Source organism: Bradyrhizobium ottawaense, assembly GCF_002278135.3.
Classification (GTDB): domain Bacteria; phylum Pseudomonadota; class Alphaproteobacteria; order Rhizobiales; family Xanthobacteraceae; genus Bradyrhizobium; species Bradyrhizobium ottawaense.
Window position 1 is genome coordinate 48,585 of record NZ_CP029425.2, and the last position, 23,726, is coordinate 72,310.

Here is a 23,726-nt window from a genome sequence, read left to right on the forward strand (position 1 = left end):
CAGGGAATTTAGCCCCCCGAGGTGAAGGAAGCGTTAGGCCCGGGGCGCCGCGAATCGGGCGCAAAAAGCCTCGTCTGGCCCGCGATGGGCCTTGTCCGGGAGGACAAAAAGCGCTATATCAGCGCCAATTCATCTTCTCATACGATCCGCGTAGTGAGAGTGGGCCCGAAAGGACCCGCTCTTTTTTATTACCCGAACGCGGCTTGGCGGAAGATGCGGCCCGACGCGCTGTCGGGGAGTTCCGAAGCGGGCTTTGAAAATCGTAACCAAGCCTTAACCATCGAGCGCCTTGACCCCTGATATGACCGAACCGAACACTGGTTCCACGGATGCCGAGTTGCTGGCCGAGCCGAGGCTCGTGGTCGAGCCGGGCGTGGCGGCACGTGTGTCTGCGGTCGCAGCGCCGGTGCTCGAGGGCATGGGTTACCGCCTGGTGCGGATCCGCATTTCCGGGGAAGCCGGCTGCACCGTGCAGATCATGGCGGAGCGGCCGGACGGCTCGATGCAACTCGAGGACTGCGAGGCGATCTCGCGGGCGCTGTCGCCGGTGCTCGATGTCGCCGACCCCATCGATCGCGCCTACCGGCTGGAAATTTCCTCGCCGGGCATCGACCGGCCGCTGGTCCGCCGTTCCGATTTCGAGCGCTATTCCGGCCATCTGGTGAAAATCGAGATGGCGGTTGCCCATGAGGGGCGCAAGCGGTTCCGCGGCATGATCGGCGCCGTCGAGGGCGACCGCGTGCACCTGCGTCGCGACGACGCCAAGGCGAGCGATAATCCCGACGTTCTCCTGACGATGGAAGATATTGGTGAAGCTCGGCTGGTGCTGACCGACGATCTGATCGCGGAATCGATGCGCCGCGGCAAGGCCGAGGAGCGCCAGATGCGCCGGAACCTCGGCATCGAGCCGCCGGCGGCACCGCACGCGGAGATCAGCGCGAAGATCACCAAGAACACCAAGCCGCAAAAAAAGAAGCCGGCCCCGACCAATACGAAGAAGCATCGCCTGGCCGCCGAACGCGCGCGACGGGGCGAGATCGAGCCTGACGAAGGAGACTAGCCATGGCAGTCAGCGCCAATCGACTTGAGTTGCTCCAGATCGCCGATGCCGTTGCGCGCGAGAAATCGATCGACCGCGGCATCGTCATCGCGGCGATGGAGGACGCCATCGCCAAGGCGGCCCGGGCACGTTACGGCAGCGAAACTGACGTTCACGCCGAGATCGACCCGAAGAAGGGCGAGCTGCGGCTGTCGCGCCACATGCTGGTCGTCGAGAAGGTCGAAAACCATTCCAACCAGATCTCGCTGGTGGACGCGCAGCGCGCCAATCCCGGCGCCCAGGTCGGCGACACCATCGCCGACACCCTGCCGCCGCTGGAATATGGCCGCATCGCCGCGCAATCGGCCAAGCAGGTCATCGTGCAGAAGGTGCGCGAGGCCGAGCGCGACCGGCAGTATCAGGAGTTCAAGGATCGCATCGGCGACATCGTCAACGGCGTCGTCAAGCGCGTCGAATATGGCAGCGTGATCGTCGATCTCGGCCGCGGCGAAGCCATCATCCGCCGTGACGAGATGCTGCCGCGCGAAGTTTTCCGCAACGGCGACCGTGTCCGCGCCTACATCTTCGACGTCCGCCGCGAGACCCGCGGTCCGCAGATCTTCCTCTCCCGCACCCATCCGCAGTTCATGGCGAAGCTGTTCGCGCAGGAAGTGCCGGAGATTTATGACGGCATCGTCGAGATCAAGGCGGTTGCCCGCGATCCGGGCTCGCGCGCGAAAATCGGCGTGATTTCCCGCGATTCCTCGGTCGATCCGGTCGGCGCCTGCGTCGGTATGCGCGGCTCGCGCGTGCAGGCCGTGGTGAACGAATTGCAGGGCGAGAAGATCGACATCATTCCGTGGTCGCCCGACATCGCGACCTTCGTGGTCAACGCGCTGGCGCCGGCCGAAGTGTCCAAGGTCGTCATCGACGAAGACCGCGAGCGCATCGAGGTCGTCGTGCCCGACACCAACAACCAGCTTTCGCTGGCGATCGGCCGCCGCGGCCAGAACGTGCGTCTGGCCTCGCAGCTCACCGGTTGGGACATCGACATCCTGACCGAGCAGGAGGAATCGGAGCGCCGCCAGGCCGACTTCGAGAACTCCACCCGCGTCTTCATGGAATCGCTCAACGTCGACGAAGTGGTCGGCCAGCTGCTGGCGTCCGAAGGCTTCACCTCGGTCGAAGAACTCGCCATGGTGGACCTCAAGGAACTCGCAGGCATCGAGGGCTTCGACGAGGAGACCGCGCAGGAGCTCCAGAGCCGTGCCCGCGAATATCTCGAGCAGCAGGAAGCTGAGATCGAGGCCAGGCGCAAGGAGCTCGGTGTCGAGGACGCCGTCAAGGACGTCCCCGGCGTCACCTCCAAGATGCTGGTGAAGTTCGGCGAGAACGACATCAAGACGGTCGACGACCTCGCCGGCTGCGCCACCGACGATCTGGTCGGCTGGACCGAACGCAAGGAAGGCGGCGAGCAGACCAAGTTCCCCGGCGCGCTCGACGGTATCGACATCTCCCGTGACGATGCCGAGGCGATGATCATGCAGGCCCGCGTCAAGGCCGGCTGGATCACCGAGGCCGATCTGGCCAAGCCCGCTGAGGAGGCTGAGGCCACCGAAGATCAGCCGGCTTAAGGGCAAAGGAGAATGTCGCCCGGATGCTCACCGATACTGACCCCGAACTCGACCATGGACCGCGGACCGAAAGGTCCGCGACCATGCGGATGTGCGCGGTCAGTCGGCAGGTCCGGCCGATCGACGAGCTGATCCGCTTCGTCATTTCGCCGCAAGGCGACGTAGTTCCAGATCTCAAGCGCAAGCTGCCCGGACGCGGCATGTGGCTCGCCGCCTCCCGCGGGGTGGTTGCGGAAGCCGTCCGGCGTCACCAATTTAGCAAGGCCTTCAAGCGCGAGCTGCGCATCCCTCAGACGCTTCCTGCCGATATTGAGGCGCTCCTGGTTCGGAGCGTGACGGAAGCCCTTGGGATCGCCGCCAAAGCGGGCCAGGTCGTGGCCGGCTTCGGCAAGGTCGAAAGCGCCCTTCGGGAAGGCACGGCCGGGGTCCTGATCCACGCCAGCGACGGGGCCGCGGACGGAATCCGCAAATTGGACATGCTGGCGCGTCAAAATGCCGGAAATCGCGGCGCCAAGCCGCAGATTCCCGTCGTCACCGCGCTGAAATCGTTAGAATTGGATTTGGCACTGACCCGGTCAAATGTGATACATGCTGCCCTGCTCGCGGGCCCGGCGAGCAGGTCATTCCTGTCACGTAGCCAGATGCTGGTCCGATACCGGATGGCGGACGCTGACAAGACTGCCGAAAAGCCCGGCCAGGATTTCTGAGAGATACGACGACCCGATAGGACGGTGCGGCAACGCACAACACTGATAAATCAGGATTAGGACTGCTGAATGGTTGATACCAAGACCCCTGACGACAAGAAGCTGAGCGTTCCGAGCAAGACGCTATCGCTCAAGCCGCGCGTCGAAACGGGCACTGTCCGCCAGAGCTTCAGCCATGGCCGCAGCAAGCAGGTCGTGGTCGAGAAGCGCGGCAAGCGCCGCATCGACGGCAGTGCCGAACCGCAGGCCCCCACGGTCGTCGCGAAGCCGGCGCCGGCCGCGCCAACTCCGACGCCCGCTCCGTCGCGCCCCGCGCCGCCGCGTAACGCCGGATCCGGCGTGGTGCTGCGCACGCTGACCGAGGACGAACGTTCCGCCCGCGCCAGCGCGCTGGCCGATGCCAAGGTGCGCGAAGTCGAAGAGCGCCGCCAGGCCGAGGAAGAGGCCCAGCGCCGCGCTGTTCGCGAAGCCGCGGAACGCGTCGAGCGCGAAGCTGCCGAATCCCGCCGCAAGGCCGAGGAAGAGCGTCACCGTCACGAGGACGAAGCCAAGCGCAAGGCAGAGACCGAGGCCAAGAAGCGTTTTGGCGAAGGCGAGCAGCCGGCATCCGCGCCGCGCCCCGCAGCCGCCGCCCCGGCCACTCCGGCGCCGCGCACCGGCGCCCCCGCCGCGCGCCCCGGCACCACCACGGCACGCCCGGGAACATCGACCGCGCGCCCCGGAACGACCACAGCGAGACCGGCAGGTGGCCCGTTGGGCCGCGCTCCCGCGGTTGCTGCCGGCCCGGACGAGGACGATGGTCCGCGCCAGATCCGCCGCGGCCCCGGCGGCGCCGCGCGTCCCGTAGTAGCCCCCAAGCCCACCCACAAGCCCGGCCCGCAGAAGGAGCGCGGCCGCCTGACGGTCGTGACCGCATTCAATGCCGACGACGTGCGCGAGCGCTCGATCGCCTCGTTCCGCCGCCGCACCCAACGCCTGAAGGGCCATGCCGCGAACGAGCCGAAGGAAAAGCTCATCCGCGAGGTGGTCATTCCGGAAGCGATCACCATCCAGGAGCTCGCCAACCGCATGGCCGAGCGCGCGGTGGAAATCATCCGCATGCTGATGAAGCAGGGCGCGATCCACAAGATCACCGACGTGATCGACGCCGACACTGCGCAGCTGATCGCCGAAGAGCTCGGCCACACCGTCAAGCGCGTTGCCGCGTCCGACGTTGAAGAAGGTCTGTTCGACGCCACCGACGATTCGACCGACACCGAGACCCGCTCGCCCGTGGTGACCGTCATGGGTCACGTCGACCACGGCAAGACCTCGCTGCTCGACGCGCTCCGTCATGCCAACGTCGTCTCCGGCGAAGCCGGCGGCATCACCCAGCATATCGGCGCCTATCAGGTGCTGTCGCCCGAAAGCGGCAAGAAGATCACCTTCATCGACACGCCCGGCCACGCCGCGTTCACCGCGATGCGCGCCCGCGGCGCCAAGGTGACCGACATCGTCGTGCTGGTGGTTGCGGCCGATGACGGCGTCATGCCGCAGACGATCGAAGCCATCAACCACGCCAAGGCGGCGCGGGTGCCGATCATCGTTGCCATCAACAAGATCGACAAGCCCGACGCCAAGCCCGAGCGCGTGCGCACCGAGCTGCTCCAGCACGAGGTGCAGGTGGAATCCTTCGGCGGCGAAGTCGTCGACGTCGAAGTGTCCGCCAAGAACAAGACCAATCTCGACAAGCTGCTCGAGATGATCGCGCTCCAGGCAGATATCCTCGACCTCAAGACCAATTCGGAACGACCGGCCGAGGGCACCGTGATCGAGGCCAAGCTCGACCGCGGCCGCGGTCCGGTCGCGACCGTACTGGTCCAGCGCGGCACGCTCCGGGTCGGCGACATCATCGTCGCAGGCGCCGAGATGGGCCGCGTCCGCGCGCTGATCTCGGATCAGGGCGAGACCGTGCAGGAAGCCGGTCCGTCGGTGCCGGTCGAAGTGCTCGGCTTCAACGGTCCGCCGGAAGCCGGCGATCGTCTCGCCGTGGTCGAGAACGAAGCCCGCGCCCGCCAGGTCACCAGCTACCGTGCGCACCAGAAGCGCGAGAACGCGGCTGCCTCGATCTCCGGCATGCGCGGCTCGCTCGAGCAGATGATGTCGCAATTGAAGACCGCGGGCCGCAAGGAATTCCCGCTGATCATCAAGGCCGACGTGCAGGGCTCGCTGGAAGCGATCCTCGGCTCGCTGGAGAAGCTCGGCACCGACGAAGTCGCAGCCCGCATCCTGCATGCCGGCGTCGGCGGCATCTCGGAATCCGACGTGACGCTGGCCGAAGGCTTCAACGCCGCGATCATCGGCTTCTCGGTTCGTGCCAACAAGGAGGCCGCTGCGGCCGCCAAGCGCAACGGCATCGAGATCCGCTACTACAACATCATCTACGACCTCGTGGACGACGTGAAGAAGGCGATGAGCGGCTTGCTCGCGCCGACCTTGCGCGAAACCATGCTCGGCAATGCCGCGATCCTGGAGATCTTCAACATCTCCAAGGTCGGCAAGGTCGCCGGCTGCCGCGTCACCGACGGCACCGTGGAACGCGGCGCCAATGTGCGCCTGATCCGCGACAACGTCGTCGTGCACGAAGGCAAGCTGTCGACGCTGAAGCGCTTCAAGGACGAAGTGAAGGAAGTCCAGTCCGGTCAGGAATGCGGCATGGCCTTCGAGAACTACCACGACATGCGTGCCGGTGACGTGATCGAGTGTTACCGCGTGGAGACGATCCAGCGCTCCCTGTAAGTCCAAATCTTACCGAAGCGCCCGGATCTTTTTGAGCTGAAATTGCGGGAGTGCGATGGCCGGATTTTTTCCGGCCATCCACCCCTCTTCGTTTCAACAGGACAAATGACAATGCCCGTGTCCCAAACACGGGCATGACGAGGTGATTTTCGAGATGCCACGCCATCATCAGAAAAAAAATTCCGCACCCGGCGGAGGCTCGCAACGTCAGTTGCGCGTCGGCGAGCAGGTTCGCCACGCGATGGCCGATATTCTGGCGCAAGGCAATGTCCATGATGCGGATCTCGAAGGTCACATCATCACCGTGCCGGAGGTGCGGATGTCGCCCGACCTGAAGCTCGCGACAGTCTATGTGATGCCGCTCGGTGGCCGTGACACCGAGGTCGTCATCGCTGCGCTCGAACGCAACAAGAAGTTTCTGCGCGGCGAGGTCGCGCGGCGCGTTAACCTGAAATTTGCACCTGATCTTCGTTTCCGCGTCGACGAACGATTCGACGAAGCGGAACGGATCGAGAAGCTTTTGCGAACACCTGCGGTTCAGAAGGACCTCGAACAGGATTTGGAACAGGATCCGGAGACGGATCGGGAAGAAGAACGATGACCATGGACCCGGCTCACGACACGATCAGCGGCGAACAGGCCGATCAGCGCGACGTGCAGAAAAATAATTTTGCGGACATCGGCGGCGATTCGCAGCCGCATCAGGAGCCGCGCCGCGTCAACAATGATCCGCGCGCCAATGCCAGGCAGAAGGGCAACCAGGTTCGCCGCGACCGGCGCGACGTCCATGGCTGGGTCGTGCTCGACAAGCCGATCGGCATGACCTCGACGCAGGCGGTTGCGGTGCTCAAGCGCCTGTTCAACGCCAAGCGCGCCGGACACGCCGGCACGCTCGATCCGCTCGCCTCGGGCGGGCTGCCGATCGCGCTCGGGGAAGCCACCAAAACCGTTCCCTTCGTCATGGACGGCCGCAAGCGCTACCAGTTCACGGTGTGCTGGGGCGAGGAGCGCGACACCGACGACATCGAGGGCCGGGTGACCGCGACCTCCGACCAGCGTCCGACCCGCGAGGCCATCCTGGCCCTGTTGCCCCGCTTCACCGGGGTGATCGAGCAGATCCCACCGCGCTATTCCGCGATCAAGGTCCAGGGCGAGCGCGCCTACGACCTCGCCCGCGACGGCGAGGTCGTGGAACTGGCCGCCCGTCCGGTCGAAATTCACCATTTAACCCTTGTGGATCAACCGGATAACGACCGAGCCGTGTTCGAGGCCGAATGCGGCAAGGGCACCTATGTCCGGGCGTTGGCCCGCGATATGGGCCGGATTCTCGGCACTTTCGGCCATATCTGCGCGCTCAGGCGGACCCTGGTCGGCCCATTTGGCGAAAACGACATGATTCCGCTGGATCAGCTGGAGGCTTTGTGCGATAGAGCCGCGTCCGGCGAGGGTAGCCTCGCGGACGCGCTTATGCCCGTTGAGACCGCGCTGGACGACATCCCGGCACTGGCCGTCACTCGGGCTGATGCGGCAAGGCTCCATCGGGGCCAGGCCGTTTTGTTGCGCGGACGGGATGCGCCCACTTGTAGCGGCACAGTCTATGTCACGGTGGCAGGCCGTCTTCTCGCGCTTGCTGAAGTCGGCAATGGCGAAATCATCCCCAAGCGTGTGTTCAACCTGACCGGCCTGACTGCCAGCCCCGGTCGCAACGAGAGAAATTGACGATGTCGATTGCCGCAGAACGCAAAGCGGAAGTCATCAAGACGAATGCCAACAAGGCCGGCGACACCGGCTCGCCCGAGGTTCAGGTCGCGATCCTGTCGGAACGCATCAACAACCTCACCAACCATTTCAAGACCCACGTGAAGGACAACCATTCCCGTCGCGGCCTCTTGAAGCTGGTCTCGACCCGCCGCTCGCTGCTCGACTACCTCAAGAAGCGGGACGAGGCGCGTTACAAGGCGCTGCTCGAGAAGCACAACATTCGTCGTTAAGAGTTCTTGCGCGCGCCAACGGCGCGCGTTTTCGCACGTGGTTTCGAACGAAAGCGCTTATTTTAAGCTTTTTGATCGAGGTTGCGTGCACGTCGGATGCGGGCCGTTGACGGCGAGCATCCGGGCATGATGAGCGAAGATCGCAATTCGGTGTTCGCATTCGTGCCGACTGACCGTCCAGCAGCAATCCGGCGGCTGGGCACAACGGGCAAGGCGCCCGTATGACCCGAAAGGATGGACGCCATCCGAAATCCAAAAACCATGGCAGGATCGCAGGACGCTGATCACCCGCTTCGATCAGCGCCCCGCAATCTTGCGCATGGTTTTTGTTTTTCGAGCCGTCCTTCTTTCGAGAACCCATGAAAGAAGACATCTATGTTCAATAAGCATTCGGTCGAGATCGACTGGGGCGGACGCACTCTCAAGCTGGAAACCGGCAAGATCGCCCGTCAGGCCGACGGCGCCGTCGTCGCCACCTATGGCGAGACCGTGGTGCTCGCCACCGTCGTCGCGGCCAAGGCGCCGCGCGAAGGCGTCGACTTCCTGCCGCTGACCGTCGACTACCAGGAGAAGACCTACGCTGCGGGCCGCATTCCCGGCGGCTATTTCAAGCGCGAAGGACGTCCGACCGAGAAGGAGACGCTGGTCTCCCGCCTGATCGACCGTCCGATCCGTCCGCTGTTCGTCGACGGCTGGCGCAACGAGACCCAGGTGATCGTCACCGTGCTCTCGCACGACATGGAAAACGATCCTGATATCGTCGCGCTGGTGGCTTCGTCCGCTGCGCTGACGCTGTCCGGCGCGCCCTTCAAGGGCCCGATCGGCGCGGCACGCGTCGGCTTCGCCAATGACGAGTTCATCCTCAACCCGACGCTCGACGAGATGGTCGACACCCAGCTCGACCTGGTCGTCGCCGGCACCGCCGACGCCGTGCTGATGGTCGAATCGGAAGCCAAGGAGCTGAACGAAGACATCATGCTCGGCGCGGTGATGTTCGGTCACCGCCACTTCCAGCCGGTGATCAACGCGATCATCGAGCTCGCCGAGAAGGCTGCGAAGGAGCCGCGCGAAGTCACCGTGATCGACAATTCGGCGCTCGAGAAGGAAATGCTCGGCCTCGTCGAGCAGGAGCTGCGCGCCGCCTACGCCATTCCGGTCAAGCAGGATCGCTACGCCGCGGTCGGCAAGGTCAAGGAAAAGGTGATCGCCCACTACTTCCCGGAAGGGCAGGAGCCGAAATACGACAAGCTGCGCATCGCCGGCGTGTTCAAGGAGCTCGAAGCCAAGATCGTTCGCTGGAACATCCTCGACACCGGCAAGCGCATCGACGGCCGCGACAGCAAGACCGTCCGCAACATCGTCGCCGAAGTCGGCGTGCTGCCCCGCGCCCACGGCTCGGCGCTGTTCACCCGCGGCGAGACCCAGGCGATGGTCGTGACCACGCTCGGCACCGGCGAGGACGAGCAGTACATCGACGCGCTGTCGGGAACGTACAAAGAGACGTTCCTGCTGCACTACAACTTCCCTCCCTACTCGGTCGGTGAGACCGGCCGCCTCGGCGGCACCAAGCGTCGCGAGATCGGCCACGGCAAGCTGGCCTGGCGCGCGATCCACCCGGTCTTGCCGCCACATCACGAATTCCCCTACACCACGCGCGTGGTGTCGGAGATCACCGAGTCGAACGGCTCGTCCTCAATGGCTTCGGTCTGCGGCGCTTCGCTGGCGCTGATGGATGCCGGCGTGCCGTTGAAGCGGCCGACCGCGGGCATCGCGATGGGCCTGATCCTCGAAGACAAGCGCTTTGCGGTTCTCTCGGACATCCTCGGTGACGAGGACCATCTCGGCGACATGGACTTCAAGGTCGCCGGTACCGAGCAGGGCATCACCTCGCTCCAGATGGACATCAAGATCGAGGGCATCACCGAAGAGATCATGAAGGTCGCGCTCGCCCAAGCCAAGGATGGACGTATCCACATCCTCGGCGAGATGGCCAAGGCGCTCACCAACGCCCGTGCCGAGCTCGGCGAATACGCGCCGCGCATCGAGACCTTCAAGATCGCCACCGACAAGATCCGCGAAGTGATCGGCACCGGCGGCAAGGTGATCCGCGAGATCGTCGAGAAGACCGGCGCCAAGGTCAATATCGAGGACGACGGCACCGTGAAGGTCGCCTCCAGCGACGGCGAGGCCATGAAGGCCGCGATCAAGTGGATCAAGTCGATCGCCTCCGATCCGGAAGTCGGCCAGATCTATGACGGCACCGTCGTCAAGGTGATGGAGTTCGGCGCCTTCGTAAACTTCTTCGGCTCCAAGGACGGCCTCGTCCACATCAGCCAGCTCGCCTCGGCGCGCGTGCAGAAGACCTCCGACGTCGTCAAGGAAGGCGACAAGGTCAAGGTCAAGCTGCTCGGCTTCGACGACCGCGGCAAGACCCGCCTGTCGATGAAGGTGGTCGATCAGACCACCGGCGAAGACCTCGAAGGCAAGGGCGGCGAGGGCGAGAAGGCCCCGCGCGAAGCCGCCGGCGAGTAAGCGCTCGGCAACATCAGAAACACGAAGGGCGGCCGAAAGGCCGCCCTTTTTGTTTGTGTCCGCCCCGGGGTGACTTGCACCTCTCCCGCAAGCAGGAGAGGTGCAGCGACTTACGCCGCGATGTCGTAACGGTCGAGGTTCATCACCTTGGTCCAGGCCTTGGCGAAGTCCTTCACGAACTTCTCCTTGGCGTCCGAGGTGGCATAGACCTCGGCGTAGGCGCGGAGCTGCGAGTGCGCGCCGAAGATCAGATCGACGCGCGTGCCGGTCCACTTGACCGCATTGGTCTTGCGGTCGCGCCCCTCGTAGGTGCCGTCGGCCGCCGGCGTCCATTGCGTGCTCATGTCGAGCAGGTTGACGAAGAAGTCGTTGGTCAGCGTTCCCACCTTGGAGGTGAAGACGCCGTTCTTCGAATTGCCCGCGTTGGCACCGAGCACGCGCAGGCCGCCGAGGAGCGCCGTCATCTCGGGCCCGGTTAGCCGCAGAAGCTGCGCGCGGTCGACAAGCGCCTCTTCCTGCTGCATGAACTGATGCCGCTTGCCGATGAAGTTGCGGAAGCCATCGGCCCGCGGCTCCAGCGGAGCGAAGGACTCCGCATCGGTCTGCTCCTGCGAGGCGTCCATCCGGCCCGGCGTGAAGCCGACCTTGACGTCGACGCCGGCATCCTTGGCGGCCTTCTCGACCGCGGCAGAACCGCCGAGCACGATGAGGTCCGCGAGCGAGACCTTCTTCGCGCCTGAAGACGCGTTGAAGTCCTTCTGGATCGCTTCGAGCTTGCCCAGAACCTTGGAGAGCTGAGCCGGCTGGTTCACCTCCCAATCCTTCTGCGGGGCAAGACGGATGCGCGCGCCGTTGGCGCCGCCGCGCTTGTCGGAGCCGCGGAACGTCGAGGCGGACGCCCAGGCGGTCGAGACCAGCTCGGAGACCGACAGACCCGAGGCCAGGATCTTGCTCTTCAGCGCCGCGATGTCCTGCTCGCTGGCCAGCTCGTGATTCACGGCCGGAATCGGATCCTGCCAGATCAGCGTCTCCTTCGGCACCAGCGGGCCGAGATAACGCTGAATCGGACCCATGTCGCGATGGGTGAGCTTGAACCAGGCGCGGGCAAAGGCGTCCGCGAACTGAGCCGGGTTCTCCAGGAAGCGACGCGAGATCTTCTCGTAGGCCGGGTCGAAACGCAGCGAGAGGTCGGTGGTCAGCATGGTCGGCCGATGCTTCTTCGACTTGTCGAAGGCATCGGGAATGATCGCGTCGGCGCCCTTGGCGGTCCACTGGTTCGCACCGCCCGGGCTCTTCGTAAGCTCCCACTCGTAGTTGAACAGGTTCTCGAAGAAGTTGTTGCTCCACTTGGTCGGCGTCGCCGTCCAGGTCACTTCGAGACCGCTGGTGATGGAATCACCGGCGAGGCCCGAAGCGTGCTTGCTCTTCCAGCCGAGGCCTTGATCCTCGAGCGCGCCCGCTTCCGGCTCCGGACCGACCAGCGACGGATCGCCGGCGCCGTGTGTCTTGCCGAAGGAGTGGCCGCCGGCGATCAGCGCGACGGTCTCTTCGTCGTTCATCGCCATGCGGGCGAAGGTCTCGCGGATGTCCTTGGCCGCGGCAACCGGGTCCGGCTTGCCGTTCGGGCCTTCCGGATTGACGTAGATGAGGCCCATCTGCACCGCGCCGAGCGGCTCGGCGAGCTGGCGTTCGCCGCTGTAGCGCTCATCACCCAGCCACGTGCCTTCGGGACCCCAATAGAGCTCTTCCGGCTCCCAGACGTCGGCGCGGCCGCCGGCGAAGCCGAAGGTCTTGAAGCCCATCGATTCCAGCGCGACGTTGCCGGCGAGAACCATCAGGTCGGCCCAGGAGAGCTTGCGGCCGTATTTCTGCTTGATCGGCCACAGCAGCCGGCGCGCCTTGTCGAGGTTGGCGTTGTCGGGCCAGCTGTTGAGTGGTGCGAAACGCTGCTGGCCGGCTCCGGCGCCGCCACGGCCGTCGGTGATGCGGTAGGTGCCCGCGCTGTGCCAGGCCATACGGATCATGAGACCGCCATAGTGACCGAAGTCGGCGGGCCACCACTCCTGCGAGTCCGTCATCAGCGCGGTCAGGTCCTTGACGACCGCGTTAAGGTCGAGCGTCTTGAATTCCTTGGCATAGTCGAATTCGTCGCCCATCGGATCGGACAGGCCGGAATTCTTGTGCAGCATCTCGATGCTGAGCTGAGTTGGCCACCAATCGCGGTTCGCTGGCACGCGTTTTCCACCCGAAAACGGGCACTTCGAAGTGTCGTCCATGAATACCTCCTCTGGTGGCGTCGAACTCGCGCCTTTGACCAGGTAGAACCACTCTAAGCGTCGCGTCCTATCAGGTAAAGTTGACTTTAATGATCGCTGCGATAGGATTTTCTGATGATAAACCTGACGCTGCGCCAGCTCCGGTATTTCGACGCCCTGGCGCGTCACGGCCATTTCGGCCGCGCGGCTGAGTCCTGCTCCATCTCGCAACCGGCCTTGTCGATGCAGATCAAGGAGTTGGAGGAGACGCTCGGCGGCCTGCTGCTGGAGCGCAGCGCCCGGCAGGTGGCGCTGACCCGGTTCGGCGAGGAGCTCGCGCAACGCGTTCGCGACATTTTGCGCTCGGTCGATGAGCTCGGCGATTTCGCCCGCGCCTCGCAGGATCGCTTCGCCGGTCGCCTGCGCATCGGCATGATCCCGACGATCGCGCCGTATCTGCTGCCCACCATCACCAAGAATCTCACGCGCATGCATCCGGAGCTCGACATCCGCGTGCGCGAGACCATGACGCCGCGATTGATCCAGGAGCTGGTGGAAGGGCGGCTCGACACCGCCATCGTGGCCCTGCCGGTGTCCGAGCCTTCGCTCACCGAGGTCGCACTGTTCGAGGAGAAATTCCTGCTGGTCCGGCCGAGCGCGGATGAGGGGACCCCGGCGCCGTCGCGCGAGATGATGCGCGAGATGCGGCTGTTGCTGCTCGAAGAGGGACACTGCTTCCGCGATCAGGCGCTGTCGTTTTGCAACATGCAGTCGGCGCCGCCGCGCGAGATGCTGGATGCCAATTCGCTGTCGACGCTGGTCCAGATGGTCAGCGCCGGCATCGGGGTCACGCTGATCCCGGAGATGGCCGTGCCGGTGGAGACGCGATCGGCGTCGGTCTCGCTCGCGCGCTTCCTCGATCCGCAGCCATCCCGCACCATCGGCATGGTCTGGCGCAAGACCAGCCCGTTGGCGCGGCAGCTGCTGCAAATCTCCGAAGTGGTGTGCCTGTCGGCCGGCAAGGTGCGCGCACGCCCATCTGCGCGCAGCCAGCGGGCCTGAGGCTCCAATGTCGCACCCGATCATCCGTTCCGCCCGCGCCGACGAATACGACGAGGTCGGCCGCGTCTGGATGGAGAGCTGGGTCTCGACCGGCCTCGGCGAGGCCAGCGACTTTCTGCTCGCCAATCTCCGCGCGCGCATCCGACGCGAGATCGAGAACGGCTGGAGCCTGTTCGTCGCCGATGATCGCGGCACCATCGCCGCCATGCTGGCGCTGCATGTGCCAAAACTCTATCTCGACATGCTGTTCGTCGCGCCCGACTATCAGGGTCAATCGCTCGGGCGAAAGCTGCTCGCCTTCACGCGCACGCAAATGCCCGACGAGATGCACCTGCGCTGCGTGCGCGAGAACGAAAAAGCCTGGCGCTGGTACGAGCGCGAAGGTTTCGTGTTCGAGAAGCAAGAGATCGAGCCAGCGAACGGGTTCATGATGAAATATTACCGGTGGAAGCGGCAGCGACCAACCGGATAGACCACGACCTCCGGGTGCAGCTTGCGGTTGTCACCGTCCTAATCTAGGGTGGCGTGATCGATATTCTCCCGCTGCTGATGCCATGGAATCCATGATTCGATTTGCTGCTTCCGCGATCGTTTTGCTGTCTTCTCTAGCTCTGGCAGCAGCTCAAACTCCTCCTGCAACCACCGCGCCACCCACGCCTCCCTCAAAGCCGACCGTCAAGAAAGCGGCGACGAAGCCGAAAGCTGCGGCAGTCAAACCAGCCGAGCAGATGAACAGCGGTCCGTGCCGTCTCGGCGTAATCTCGGTAATCGGCGAGCATTACTCCGTACAGAAGTTCGGCGTGACAATCTTCGAGGCGGAAGCAAAGGAGGTCCCGATCGACTGGGGCCTCGATGATCTCGTTTTCGCGCGCGTGCGGGCGGCAACGAACAACGATTCCTCGATACGCAGGATCGCTTATCCCAAGGGCGCCTTCGATCCCTTCTATCATGCGAAGGCGATCTTCATCCCGGACCCCAAAGAGACTCTGCCGGTGATCGTGAAGGGGTTCACCGGGAATGCGAATTGCGATCGCTATCTCGTCGCAACCACTTTCAAGACGAAGCTGCCGAACTCAAACATGACGCTGAACGGGATCGGCACCTACAACCAGGGGCTCGGCAGCTTGATTCGGCACTCACACCTTTTCGCCAATGTTGCGATCACGCTGATTGACGGCCGCAGCTACGAACAGATCAAGCGCCCCCTTACGGATATCGGCGCGAATCTCGCCACAAGCATGCGTCTGTTTGAAGACCCGATCACGAAGCTCGACAATTCACTGTTCCCAGATCCGCCCGAGACAGCTTCGACCAACGCGGCGTTGCGCGAGAGAACGCGTGCGCTCGTCGTAGAAAGGCTCGACCGGAACCTCCCCGGCTATCTAAAGGAAGAGTAAGCGCCTTTGTCGACACGACGCGCCAAAGGATCAAGTTTGGCTGCGCCTGCGAACACAGTCGCATTCAGCATGATCGCCCGGCTGCTCGTCATTACGCTCATCCTGTGGTGTTTTTCAACTCAGGCGCCGGCACAAGCCCAATGGGAGACGGCACAACCAACCGTCAAACAAGCCAATGGCAAGCTGACCACGCGGCGTGAAGCGACGGGCAAGCCCGCTCCCGTGGCCGGCGGCTCGTGCGACTTCGGTGTCGTCATCACCACCGGCGATGAGTTCACCGTGCAGACGACCGGCCTGACCATATTTCAGAACAAGAAGACGGTGGTCCCGATCCCAGGCTGGGGACTGAGCGATCTGATCTTCGCGCGGACTCGCGCCGCGATCCCTGCCGGCGCGTCCGTTCTTCCGGCGAAATTTCCTCCCCACGATGAGTCAAAGGACACGTTGAAAGATAGGTTGGTCCGCGATCCCAACGCGGAGCTGGCCGGATACATGCGCGAGGCCGTGAAAGGAACGAATTGCCGGCACTACATCCAGATCCTCAATGCAATCAGTCCGATCGGGTCATCAAGCTATACGGTCCGCGGCTTCGGCATCCTCAACCAGGATGTGGTGCTCGGGCGTCGCATCTTTCTCCACGCCCTGGCGTTTATCCGTATCTTTGACGGGCGCGCCTTTGCCATCGTCAGACAGAGCTCTGCGCTGATCAACCTGGATCATTCGCTGGCGGTGCAGAGGTTTTTGGGCAAGCTCGTCGGCGGCCCTTATCGCGAGTTGCCCGCAGAATCGTTTCCAACGCGCCCTGAAGATGCCGCCGACAATCCCGCACTGCGCGACGGCGTGCGCGCCATGCTGGCGGAAAGCCTCGACAAGACGTTGCCGCTTTTGCTTGGACGTCGACCAGCAGCACGCCAAAGCGACACTGAACAACGTTGACCCACATGTCGTTTACGCTGGTTGGCATCGACCCAGGCGTAGTGCGTTGCGGATACGCGGCAAACGCGGCATGAATTGCACGCTGCTAGCCTTCCGCCGATGAAAGGTTCCCGCCATGATCAAGCTCTATTGGTCGCCCCGCTCGCGCTCGTTCACGACGCTCTGGCTGATGGAAGAGAGCGGCCTGCCCTATGAGCGCGTGCTGACCGACATCTCGACCGGCGCGCAAAAGGCGCCGGATTTCCTCAGGGTCAATCCGATGGGGAAAGTGCCGGCGCTCAGCGACGGCGATGCAGCCCTTGGCGAGGCCGCGGCCATTTGCGCCTACATCGCCGACCGCTACCCCGAGACGAAGCTCGCACCCGCCGTGACCGACCCGCGCCGCGCGCGCTATCTGCAATGGCTGTTCTTCTCCCCGGGCTGCATCGAACCTGCCATCATCCAGATCTTCACCAAGATCGAGATCCCGACCTCGACCGCGGCCTGGGGCAGCGCGACGCAGGTGTTCGACGTTCTGGACGCTGCGCTCGCCGAGGGGCCGTGGATTCTCGGCGAAGAATTTTCGGCCGCCGACGTCACGATCGGCTCGGGCCTGAATTTCGCGGTGCGCCTGTTCAAGATGGTGCCGTCGCGCCCCGCGTTCGATGCCTATCTCGCACGCTGCATGGCACGTCCCGCTTTCCAGCGCGCGGAGAAGATCGCCGCGGGTTAGACGAACTCTCGTAGGGTGGGCAAAGCGAAGCGTGCCCACGTCATGTATCTATTGCGATCACGCAGAGATGGTGGGCACGTCGCTTGCGCTCCTTTGCCCACCCTTGTATTAGCGCGCCGGATTAGAATGGCCTGGTTCCGTGAGGAATGGCCCAGCCCGGGTGGCCGCCCGAGCTGGGCCGCCGATCGATCGGATCGATGCCCACCGAAGCCTTGAGGGCTGCGTTTTGTAGCAAGATCGCGGTCGGCACTTCATCGGGACCCGCATGGTTGAACGAACTTCAGGTTCGCATCACAAGGGAGGGTCGAGGAAGATGGCCAAACGTAACACGATCTGTGCTGGAATCGATACCAGCAAAGATAAGCTCGACGTGGCGCTCGATGGCAGTTCGGAGGAGCTGCAGGTCAAGAACACGGCGGAAGGCCACCAGGAGCTGGTGGAGTGGCTGAAGCGCCACAAGGTCAAGCGGGTTGGGATCGAGGCAAGCGGTGGTTACGAGCAGGCGGCGGTCGCCGAACTGCGACGCCAGCGGTTTGTCGTCATCGTGTTTCAGCCGATCCAGGTCCGCGCCTATGCCACGTTCCATTTGCAACGGGCCAAGAACGACAAAATGGATGCCGCATTGATTGCGGCCTGCACCGCCGCGGTCAAGAAGATCCATCCCGCTCCAGACCCCCGGCTGCAGCCTTTTGCCGTGCATCTGACGATGATCGACCAGATCAAGGAGGACATCGCAAAGCTCAAGAATCGGCTGGAGAGCTGCCCTGACGAACGTATCCAGAAGTTCTGGAAGGAGCAGATCGCTCTGTTGGCCAAGCACAGACGAGCCGAGTTCAAGGCCCTGGTGGCAGCGATCCGCAAGCATCGCGATCTCGCCGCACGGCTCGATCTGATCTACAGCGTTGGCGGCAGCGGCTTGCCGACCGCGGTTGCCATCTTGATCAGGATGCCCGAGATCGGTCAGATCACCCGCGAGCAAGCCGCAGCCCTCACCGGGCTTGCGCCGTACGATGACGACAGCGGCAAGCATGTCGGCGCCCGCAGGATTGACGGCGGACGCCAGCGCTTGCGTCAGGCGCTCTACACCGCAGCTCTTCCGGCATCCTTCCGCTGGAATCCGCAGCTCATGGCCCTGTACAGCCGGCTGATCGCCGCCGGCAAGGGCCACAAGCGCGCGCTGGTCGCCTGTGCCAGGAAGCTGATCGTCATCATCAACGCCGTCGTCGCCCGCGGAACACCGTGGGTCGCCGAACCGCCCAGAACCGCGAGTGTGTCCGTCACCTGATCTCGTTTCTTTGTTCGATCAGGCGACCGTTTCTTCGTCCCGACCTGCCGTCAAGACGACGCCGCGCGCCGCGGCCGTCAAGGATGGCCGTCGCGCTCGTCTCACCTCACGTCGACTGCCGCCAGGCCACGCCTTGACGGCCGCAAGCACGGCGTCATGCTCGCGGAAATCGGGCGTGCTTTAATGGTTGCTACGGCGTCGTCATATCAGGCTACTCGCGGACGCCTCAGTCGGGCGTCTTCAAATCGTCAGGCCTCGGCATCAGGACGATGTTGTAGCCGGAATCGACATAGTGGATCTCGCCGGTCACGCCGCCGGAGAGATCCGACAGCAGATACAGCGCCGAGCCGCCGAGCTCGTCGAGCGTGACGCCGCGGCGAAGCGGCGAATGCTTCTGCATGAAGGCGAACATCGCGCGCGCCTCGCCGATGCCGGAGCCGGCGAGCGTCCGGATGGGGCCCGCCGAGATCGCGTTGACGCGGATGCCGCGCGGTCCGAAATCGGAGGCGAGATAGCGCACGGAGGCTTCCAGCGCCGCCTTGGCCACGCCCATCACGTTGTAGTTCGGCATCGCGCGCTCGGAGGCGCCGAAGGTCAGCGTGATCATGCTGCCGCCCTCCGTCATCAGTTCGGCGGCGCGCTTCGCCACTTCCGTGAACGAGAAGCACGAGATCACCATGGTGCGTGAAAAGTTCTCGCGGCTGGTGTCGGCGTAGCGGCCCTTCAGCTCGTTCTTGTCGGCAAAGCCGATGGCGTGGATGACGAAATCGAGCTTGCCCCATTTTTCACGGAGCACATCGAAGGTCGCATCGACGCTGGCGATGTCCTCGACGTCGCACGGCAGCACCAGATCGACGCCGAGCTGCTCCGCCAGCGGCTTGACGCGCTTGCCGAGGGCCTCGCCCTGGAAGGTGAAGGCAAGCTCGGCGCCGTGGGCATGCAGCGTCTTCGCCATGCCCCAGGCGATCGAATGATCATTGGCGATGCCCATGATCAAACCGCGCTTACCTTTCATCAGACCTTCCATCTCGCGATTACCTTCCGCTTAGGTCATGCTCGGGCTTCCACGCCCTTCCAAACCTAGTCCCAATACGTGGATGGCCGGGACAAGCCCGGCCATGACGAGAAAATCAACAGTACGCCAACAACGACGTCACGCATCCAACCGGCTGAACACCAGCGTGGCGTTGGTGCCGCCGAAGCCGAAGGAGTTCGACAGCACGGTGCCGATCTTGACGTTGTCGATGCGCTTGCGCACGATCGGCATGTCGGCGAAGACAGGGTCGAGCTCCTGGATATGCGCGCTCTCGCAGATGAAGCCGTTATTCATCATCAGCAGCGAGTAGATCGCCTCCTGCACGCCGGTGGCGCCCAGCGAGTGGCCGGTCAGCGCCTTGGTCGCCGAGATCGGCGGGCACTTCTCTCCACTTCCGAACACGCGGCGGAGCGCGTCGATCTCCGGCGGATCGCCGGCCGGGGTCGAGGTCGCGTGCGGATTGATGTAGTCGACCTTGGTCTTCACCGTCGACATCGCCATGCGCATGCAGCGCTCGGCGCCTTCGCCTGAAGGTGCGACCATATCGTAGCCGTCCGAGGTCGCGCCGTAGCCGACGATCTCGCCGTAGATGCGGGCGCCGCGCGCCTTGGCATGTTCGAGCTCTTCCAGCACCAGCACGCCGGCGCCGCCGGCGATGACGAAGCCGTCGCGGTTGACGTCGTAGGGACGCGAGGCCGTGGCCGGCGTGTCGTTGTATTTCGAGGACATCGCGCCCATGGCGTCGAACAGCACGGAGAGCGACCAGTCCAGTTCCTCGCAGCCGCCGGCGAAGATGACGTCCTGCTTGCCGATCTGGATCGTCTCATAGGCGTTGCCGACGCAATGGTTCGACGTCGCGCAGGCCGAGGAGATCGAATAGTTCACGCCCTTGATCTTGAACCAGGTCGCAAGCGTCGCGGAGGCCGTGGACGACATCGCCTTCGGCACTGCGAAAGGTCCGACGCGCTTCGGTCCCTTGGTGCGGGTGATGTCGGCGGATTCGACGATGGTACGGGCGGACGGGCCGCCGGAGCCCATGATGATGCCGGTGCGAATGTTGGAGACTTCGTCAGGCGACAGACCGGAATCCTGGATCGCCTGCTCCATCGCGACGTGATTCCACGCCGCGCCCTGGCCGAGGAAACGCATCGCGCGGCGGTCGACCACCGTGGCAGGATCGAGCGTCGGCGCGCCCTGTACCTGCGAACGGAAGCCGAGCTCGGCATATTTCTCAGCCCGCGAAATGCCCGACTTCGCCTCGTGAAGGCTCGCAAGCACTTCCTGGGTGTTGTTTCCGATCGACGAGACGATGCCCATCCCGGTGACCACAACCCGCCTCATGACAGCCTCGCCTCAATCGTTGTTGTCTTGGTGATGCGCTCAGCCCAGGCTCGTGCCCTGCTTGAACAGGCCGACCTTCAAGTCCTTGGCGCGATAAATAATCTGGTCATCGACCGAAAGCCACCCGTCGGCGATACCGAGCACCAGCTTTGAACGCATCACGCGTTTGATATCGACGTTGTACACAACCTTGCGCGCCTCGGGCAGCACCTGGCCGCTGAACTTCAGCTCGTTCAGGCCAAGCGCGCGACCACGACCTTCGCCCCCGGTCCAGCCCAGGTAAAAGCCGACCATTTGCCACAGCGCGTCGAGGCCGAGGCAGCCGGGCATCACCGGATCGTTCTTGAAGTGGCAGCCGAAGAACCAGAGGTCGGGCTTCACGTCGAGTTCGGCGCGCACCAGCCCCTTGCCGAACTCGCCGCCATTGTCGTTGATGTCAGTGATGCGGTCGAACATCAGCATCGGCGGCAACGGCAGCTGGGCATTGCCCGGGCCGAACATCTCGCCGCGGCCACAGGCCAGCAGATCTTCATATTCGTAACCGTTGCGCCTGTTCAGCATGCACGAGCCTCTGTTTGAATTCCGATTGAGCGGCGCTTTTTGGCGAAAATGGGCCCCGTCTCGGTCGGAGAGCAACGCCAATTGCCACTGTCAGGCGCTGCGCCCGCATGCCCCGGATGGACTGCGGACCGGGCTTCGATGCCCGGCTGCGCCAAAATCGGCTAAGCGGAACCGCGCGCTCTCTAACACAGGCTATTTCGGGTAGCAAAGCGCATCCATGAAGGTAAAATGACGCGATCCCGCTCCGGTTCCAAGCCTGATTAGAACCCCTCTAGTTGCGAGAAACTTGCATCTGCATCTTTCTGTTCTTATATTGCTGAGAGATATTGTTCACGCGTGCCCGAAATCTGGAAATGAGCGAGAATACTGCGCCCCATCACGACGACGACGTCCACTCCGCGGCCCTGCTGTCCGGCCGCCAGCCGGCTCTCACCGGCTGCCCCTGGCACGACGTCAACGAAATGCTCCAGTCCGCCGGGCTCCGTCCGACGCGTCAGCGCATGGCACTGGGCTGGCTGTTGTTCGGCAAAGGTGCTCGCCACCTCACGGCTGAAATGCTTTATGAGGAAGCCACACTGGCCAAGGTTCCGGTGTCGCTGGCGACCGTGTACAACACGCTGAACCAGCTCACCGATGCCGGCCTGCTCCGCCAAGTCAGCGTCGACGGCACCAAGACCTATTTCGACACCAACGTCACCACCCACCATCACTACTACCTCGAGAACAGCCATGAGCTGGTCGACATCGAGGATCCGCATCTGGCGCTGTCCAAGATGCCGGAGGTGCCGGAGGGTTACGAGATCGCGCGCATCGACATGGTCGTGCGCCTGCGCAAGAAGCGCTGAACCTCACAACTCTATCGTCGTCCCGGCGAACGCCGGGACCCATACCGCGTGATCCCTCAATGAGGCACGCTGGCTGACGCCTTCCAAAACAATTTAACCCTGTGGTTATGGGTCCCGGCGTTCGCCCTAGGGCATGCACATATCTGGTGCGGCGGATTGACTCGGGTTCGCCCTGGGGGTTCCAGAATCGGAGATCTATGTGATTCCTATTGCGGCACTCCATGGTTTGGACGGGGGTGCTGCGATGTTGTCACGGATTGACTGGACGCTGGGCCGGTTCGGGGATCGTCGTCTCGATAAAGGGGGGCGGCGCTCGCTGAACGCATGGTTGCGGGCAAAACTGTCTGCCTTCGGCAGCTCTCCAGGGGGAACCGCGCGCTGGAAGTGCGGTTCAACCGCTTTCTTGGCCATGACAAGGTGACGGTGGATCGGATCATCGAAAGCTGGAGCAATAGCACGGGCCCTGCCGTGGAAGGCCGCCACGTGCTGGCCATCCAGGACACCAGCGAGATCCACTTCAACACCACGCCGCAACGCCGGCGCGGGCTCGGAGAAATCGGCAAAGGCAATAACCACGGCGTGCTGCTGCACCCGCTGCTGGCTGTGGACGCCGACGACGGCAGCTGTCTTGGGCTTTTGAGCGGGCAGATATGGACGCGCGCAGGTCGCCGCACGACCTCGCATGATGATCGGGAATTATCGGACAAGGAATCGCAACGCTGGATATCGACTGCCGTGGCGGCAAGGCCGCTGCTCACCAAGGCCGCGGCGGTGACGGTGCTGGGTGACCGCGAGAGCGATATTTTTGCCCTTTATGCCAGCTCGGCCAAGCAACATTTCCACGTCATCGCGCGCAGCATGCATGATCGCAAGCTTGCCGACCGCAGCAGCCTGTATGAGGCCAGCGATGCCATGGCCGCGGTGGACCAGCGTATGATCCAACTGCCTGCGCGCGCCGCGCGGCCGGCTCGCCTGGCCCACCTCGAACTTCGCTTTGGCGCAATCGAGCTCGCCCGCCCGCAGAATAAGTTCTTGCACCATCTGCCGAAAAGCTTGCCGCTGGCGGTGGTCGATGTGCGCGAGATTAACGCCGAAACCGGCATAGAGCCGCTGCACTGGCGGCTTCTCACCTCTCACGAGGTCACCAGCATCGAGGACGCCTGGCGCATCGTCCAATGGTACAAGCAGCGCTGGATCATCGAGCAGTTCTTCCGCATCCTGAAGACACAAGGCCTCAAGCTCGAAGACAGTCAGATCGGATCCGCCGATCGGCTTCTCAAGCTGGTTGCGATCGCCGCCAAGGCGGCCGTCATCACCATCCAGCTTCTGCAGGCCCGCAATGGTGGTCGCCAGCCCATTCTCGCGGCCTTCGACAACGGCCAAATTGGCGCGCTCACAGCCCTCAACCGGCAACTCGAAGCCGCGAGCAAGCGACTAAAGAACCCACATCCGCCCGATAGTCTCGCTTGGGCCGCCTGGATCATCGGCCGTCTCGGCGGGTGGGATGGCTACCCATCGTCCAAGCCGCCGGGCCCGATCACCTTCAAAAACGGCCTCGAATACTTCAACGCCGTCGCAGCAGGATGGAGCCTCAGAGATATGTGCATGCCCTAGG

The 23,726-nt window shown here is 63.7% G+C and carries 20 protein-coding genes; 16 read left to right on the top strand and 4 right to left on the bottom strand.

The genetic code is table 11. From position 1 onward, the window contains the following. Window positions 1-301 precede the first annotated feature (301 nt). The 8 genes from rimP (at window position 302) to pnp (ending at window position 10,681) form a co-directional block, all read left to right on the top strand. The gene (gene rimP / locus CIT37_RS00220) at window positions 302-1,060 is read left to right on the top strand and encodes a ribosome maturation factor RimP (RefSeq protein ID WP_038949442.1); all 759 of its coding nucleotides are present in this window, start codon (window positions 302-304) and stop codon (window positions 1,058-1,060) included. A 2-nt stretch (window positions 1,061-1,062) separates the two neighbouring features. Further along, entirely contained in the window at window positions 1,063-2,673 is a 1,611-nt protein-coding gene (gene nusA, locus CIT37_RS00225; protein WP_018319418.1) for a transcription termination factor NusA, read from the top strand. Window positions 2,674-2,696: 23 nt separating this feature from the next. Further along, entirely contained in the window at window positions 2,697-3,380 is a 684-nt protein-coding gene (locus CIT37_RS00230) for an RNA-binding protein (RefSeq protein ID WP_028139508.1), read from the top strand. Window positions 3,381-3,449: 69 nt separating this feature from the next. After that, entirely contained in the window at window positions 3,450-6,158 is a 2,709-nt protein-coding gene (infB, locus tag CIT37_RS00235) for a translation initiation factor IF-2 (RefSeq protein ID WP_038970621.1), read from the top strand. 154 nt (window positions 6,159-6,312) lie between these two features. Continuing rightward, entirely contained in the window at window positions 6,313-6,759 is a 447-nt protein-coding gene (gene rbfA, locus CIT37_RS00240) for a 30S ribosome-binding factor RbfA (protein ID WP_095425336.1), read from the top strand. Further along, window positions 6,756-7,877, top strand: a complete 1,122-nt coding sequence (gene truB, locus CIT37_RS00245; protein ID WP_161966299.1) for a tRNA pseudouridine(55) synthase TruB — start codon at window positions 6,756-6,758, stop codon at window positions 7,875-7,877. Before rbfA ends, truB begins: the two co-directional genes overlap by 4 nt. Before the next feature lie 2 nt (window positions 7,878-7,879). Then, complete coding sequence (rpsO, locus tag CIT37_RS00250; RefSeq protein WP_008131787.1) at window positions 7,880-8,149, top strand: 30S ribosomal protein S15; 270 nt, start codon at window positions 7,880-7,882, stop codon at window positions 8,147-8,149. A 375-nt stretch (window positions 8,150-8,524) separates the two neighbouring features. Continuing rightward, window positions 8,525-10,681, top strand: a complete 2,157-nt coding sequence (gene pnp / locus CIT37_RS00255) for a polyribonucleotide nucleotidyltransferase (RefSeq protein ID WP_038970619.1) — start codon at window positions 8,525-8,527, stop codon at window positions 10,679-10,681. 110 nt (window positions 10,682-10,791) lie between these two features. On the opposite strand, the gene katG is transcribed toward pnp, so the two are convergent. Next, a complete protein-coding gene (gene katG / locus CIT37_RS00260) occupies window positions 10,792-12,957 on the bottom strand; it encodes a catalase/peroxidase HPI (protein ID WP_038949447.1) in 2,166 nt (721 codons plus the stop codon). 114 nt (window positions 12,958-13,071) lie between these two features. Here katG and CIT37_RS00265 point away from each other — a divergent pair, with 114 nt between their 5' ends. From CIT37_RS00265 to CIT37_RS00290, 6 genes are all read left to right on the top strand, one after another. Continuing rightward, entirely contained in the window at window positions 13,072-13,998 is a 927-nt protein-coding gene (locus CIT37_RS00265) for a hydrogen peroxide-inducible genes activator (RefSeq protein ID WP_038949448.1), read from the top strand. 7 nt (window positions 13,999-14,005) lie between these two features. Next, window positions 14,006-14,470 carry a GNAT family N-acetyltransferase gene (locus CIT37_RS00270; protein ID WP_095425332.1) on the top strand — a complete coding sequence of 155 codons (465 nt, stop codon included), beginning with the start codon at window positions 14,006-14,008 and terminating at the stop codon, window positions 14,468-14,470. A gap of 82 nt (window positions 14,471-14,552) precedes the next feature. Continuing rightward, the gene (locus CIT37_RS00275) at window positions 14,553-15,395 is read left to right on the top strand and encodes a hypothetical protein (RefSeq protein WP_244611345.1); all 843 of its coding nucleotides are present in this window, start codon (window positions 14,553-14,555) and stop codon (window positions 15,393-15,395) included. A 69-nt stretch (window positions 15,396-15,464) separates the two neighbouring features. Next, window positions 15,465-16,331, top strand: a complete 867-nt coding sequence (locus tag CIT37_RS00280) for a hypothetical protein (protein ID WP_095425333.1) — start codon at window positions 15,465-15,467, stop codon at window positions 16,329-16,331. A gap of 115 nt (window positions 16,332-16,446) precedes the next feature. Continuing rightward, window positions 16,447-17,043 carry a glutathione S-transferase family protein gene (locus tag CIT37_RS00285; RefSeq protein ID WP_028139499.1) on the top strand — a complete coding sequence of 199 codons (597 nt, stop codon included), beginning with the start codon at window positions 16,447-16,449 and terminating at the stop codon, window positions 17,041-17,043. A 313-nt stretch (window positions 17,044-17,356) separates the two neighbouring features. Beyond that, window positions 17,357-18,328, top strand: a complete 972-nt coding sequence (locus tag CIT37_RS00290) for an IS110 family RNA-guided transposase (RefSeq protein WP_049801720.1) — start codon at window positions 17,357-17,359, stop codon at window positions 18,326-18,328. 226 nt (window positions 18,329-18,554) lie between these two features. Here the strand turns inward: CIT37_RS00290 and fabI are convergent, their stop codons facing one another. From fabI to fabA, 3 genes are all read right to left on the bottom strand, one after another. After that, a complete protein-coding gene (gene fabI, locus CIT37_RS00295; RefSeq protein WP_028139498.1) occupies window positions 18,555-19,355 on the bottom strand; it encodes an enoyl-ACP reductase FabI in 801 nt (266 codons plus the stop codon). 126 nt (window positions 19,356-19,481) lie between these two features. After that, window positions 19,482-20,705 carry a beta-ketoacyl-ACP synthase I gene (gene fabB / locus CIT37_RS00300; protein ID WP_038949452.1) on the bottom strand — a complete coding sequence of 408 codons (1,224 nt, stop codon included), beginning with the start codon at window positions 20,703-20,705 and terminating at the stop codon, window positions 19,482-19,484. A gap of 39 nt (window positions 20,706-20,744) precedes the next feature. Beyond that, window positions 20,745-21,266: a bifunctional 3-hydroxydecanoyl-ACP dehydratase/trans-2-decenoyl-ACP isomerase gene (gene fabA / locus CIT37_RS00305; protein ID WP_018323402.1), complete on the bottom strand. Its 522-nt coding sequence runs from the start codon at window positions 21,264-21,266 to the stop codon at window positions 20,745-20,747. A gap of 353 nt (window positions 21,267-21,619) precedes the next feature. Between fabA and irrA the strand changes: the two genes are divergently transcribed. Both irrA and CIT37_RS00315 read left to right on the top strand, forming a co-directional pair. Then, window positions 21,620-22,111 carry an iron response transcriptional regulator IrrA gene (gene irrA, locus CIT37_RS00310; protein ID WP_014490952.1) on the top strand — a complete coding sequence of 164 codons (492 nt, stop codon included), beginning with the start codon at window positions 21,620-21,622 and terminating at the stop codon, window positions 22,109-22,111. A gap of 324 nt (window positions 22,112-22,435) precedes the next feature. Then, on the top strand, window positions 22,436-23,725 hold the full coding sequence (locus tag CIT37_RS00315) for an IS4 family transposase (RefSeq protein ID WP_038951373.1): 1,290 nt from the start codon (window positions 22,436-22,438) through the stop codon (window positions 23,723-23,725). Window position 23,726 lies beyond the last annotated feature (1 nt).

What these genes read in the sequence shown, in the direction of transcription:
- infB (WP_038970621.1), top strand. Translation starts at nt 3,450, where the DNA reads ATGGTTGATACCAAGACCCCTGACGACAAGAAGCTGAGCGTTCCGAGC.
- fabI (WP_028139498.1), bottom strand. Translation starts at nt 19,355, where the DNA reads ATGGAAGGTCTGATGAAAGGTAAGCGCGGTTTGATCATGGGCATCGCC.
- CIT37_RS00275 (WP_244611345.1), top strand. Translation starts at nt 14,553, where the DNA reads ATGGAATCCATGATTCGATTTGCTGCTTCCGCGATCGTTTTGCTGTCT.
- nusA (WP_018319418.1), top strand. Translation starts at nt 1,063, where the DNA reads ATGGCAGTCAGCGCCAATCGACTTGAGTTGCTCCAGATCGCCGATGCC.
- CIT37_RS00285 (WP_028139499.1), top strand. Translation starts at nt 16,447, where the DNA reads ATGATCAAGCTCTATTGGTCGCCCCGCTCGCGCTCGTTCACGACGCTC.
- CIT37_RS00280 (WP_095425333.1), top strand. Translation starts at nt 15,465, where the DNA reads ATGATCGCCCGGCTGCTCGTCATTACGCTCATCCTGTGGTGTTTTTCA.
- pnp (WP_038970619.1), top strand. Translation starts at nt 8,525, where the DNA reads ATGTTCAATAAGCATTCGGTCGAGATCGACTGGGGCGGACGCACTCTC.
- rbfA (WP_095425336.1), top strand. Translation starts at nt 6,313, where the DNA reads ATGCCACGCCATCATCAGAAAAAAAATTCCGCACCCGGCGGAGGCTCG.
- irrA (WP_014490952.1), top strand. Translation starts at nt 21,620, where the DNA reads ATGAGCGAGAATACTGCGCCCCATCACGACGACGACGTCCACTCCGCG.
- CIT37_RS00265 (WP_038949448.1), top strand. Translation starts at nt 13,072, where the DNA reads ATGATAAACCTGACGCTGCGCCAGCTCCGGTATTTCGACGCCCTGGCG.
- rimP (WP_038949442.1), top strand. Translation starts at nt 302, where the DNA reads ATGACCGAACCGAACACTGGTTCCACGGATGCCGAGTTGCTGGCCGAG.
- fabA (WP_018323402.1), bottom strand. Translation starts at nt 21,266, where the DNA reads ATGCTGAACAGGCGCAACGGTTACGAATATGAAGATCTGCTGGCCTGT.
- CIT37_RS00290 (WP_049801720.1), top strand. Translation starts at nt 17,357, where the DNA reads ATGGCCAAACGTAACACGATCTGTGCTGGAATCGATACCAGCAAAGAT.
- CIT37_RS00230 (WP_028139508.1), top strand. Translation starts at nt 2,697, where the DNA reads ATGCTCACCGATACTGACCCCGAACTCGACCATGGACCGCGGACCGAA.
- katG (WP_038949447.1), bottom strand. Translation starts at nt 12,957, where the DNA reads ATGGACGACACTTCGAAGTGCCCGTTTTCGGGTGGAAAACGCGTGCCA.
- CIT37_RS00315 (WP_038951373.1), top strand. Translation starts at nt 22,436, where the DNA reads ATGGTTGCGGGCAAAACTGTCTGCCTTCGGCAGCTCTCCAGGGGGAAC.
- fabB (WP_038949452.1), bottom strand. Translation starts at nt 20,705, where the DNA reads ATGAGGCGGGTTGTGGTCACCGGGATGGGCATCGTCTCGTCGATCGGA.
- truB (WP_161966299.1), top strand. Translation starts at nt 6,756, where the DNA reads ATGACCATGGACCCGGCTCACGACACGATCAGCGGCGAACAGGCCGAT.
- rpsO (WP_008131787.1), top strand. Translation starts at nt 7,880, where the DNA reads ATGTCGATTGCCGCAGAACGCAAAGCGGAAGTCATCAAGACGAATGCC.
- CIT37_RS00270 (WP_095425332.1), top strand. Translation starts at nt 14,006, where the DNA reads ATGTCGCACCCGATCATCCGTTCCGCCCGCGCCGACGAATACGACGAG.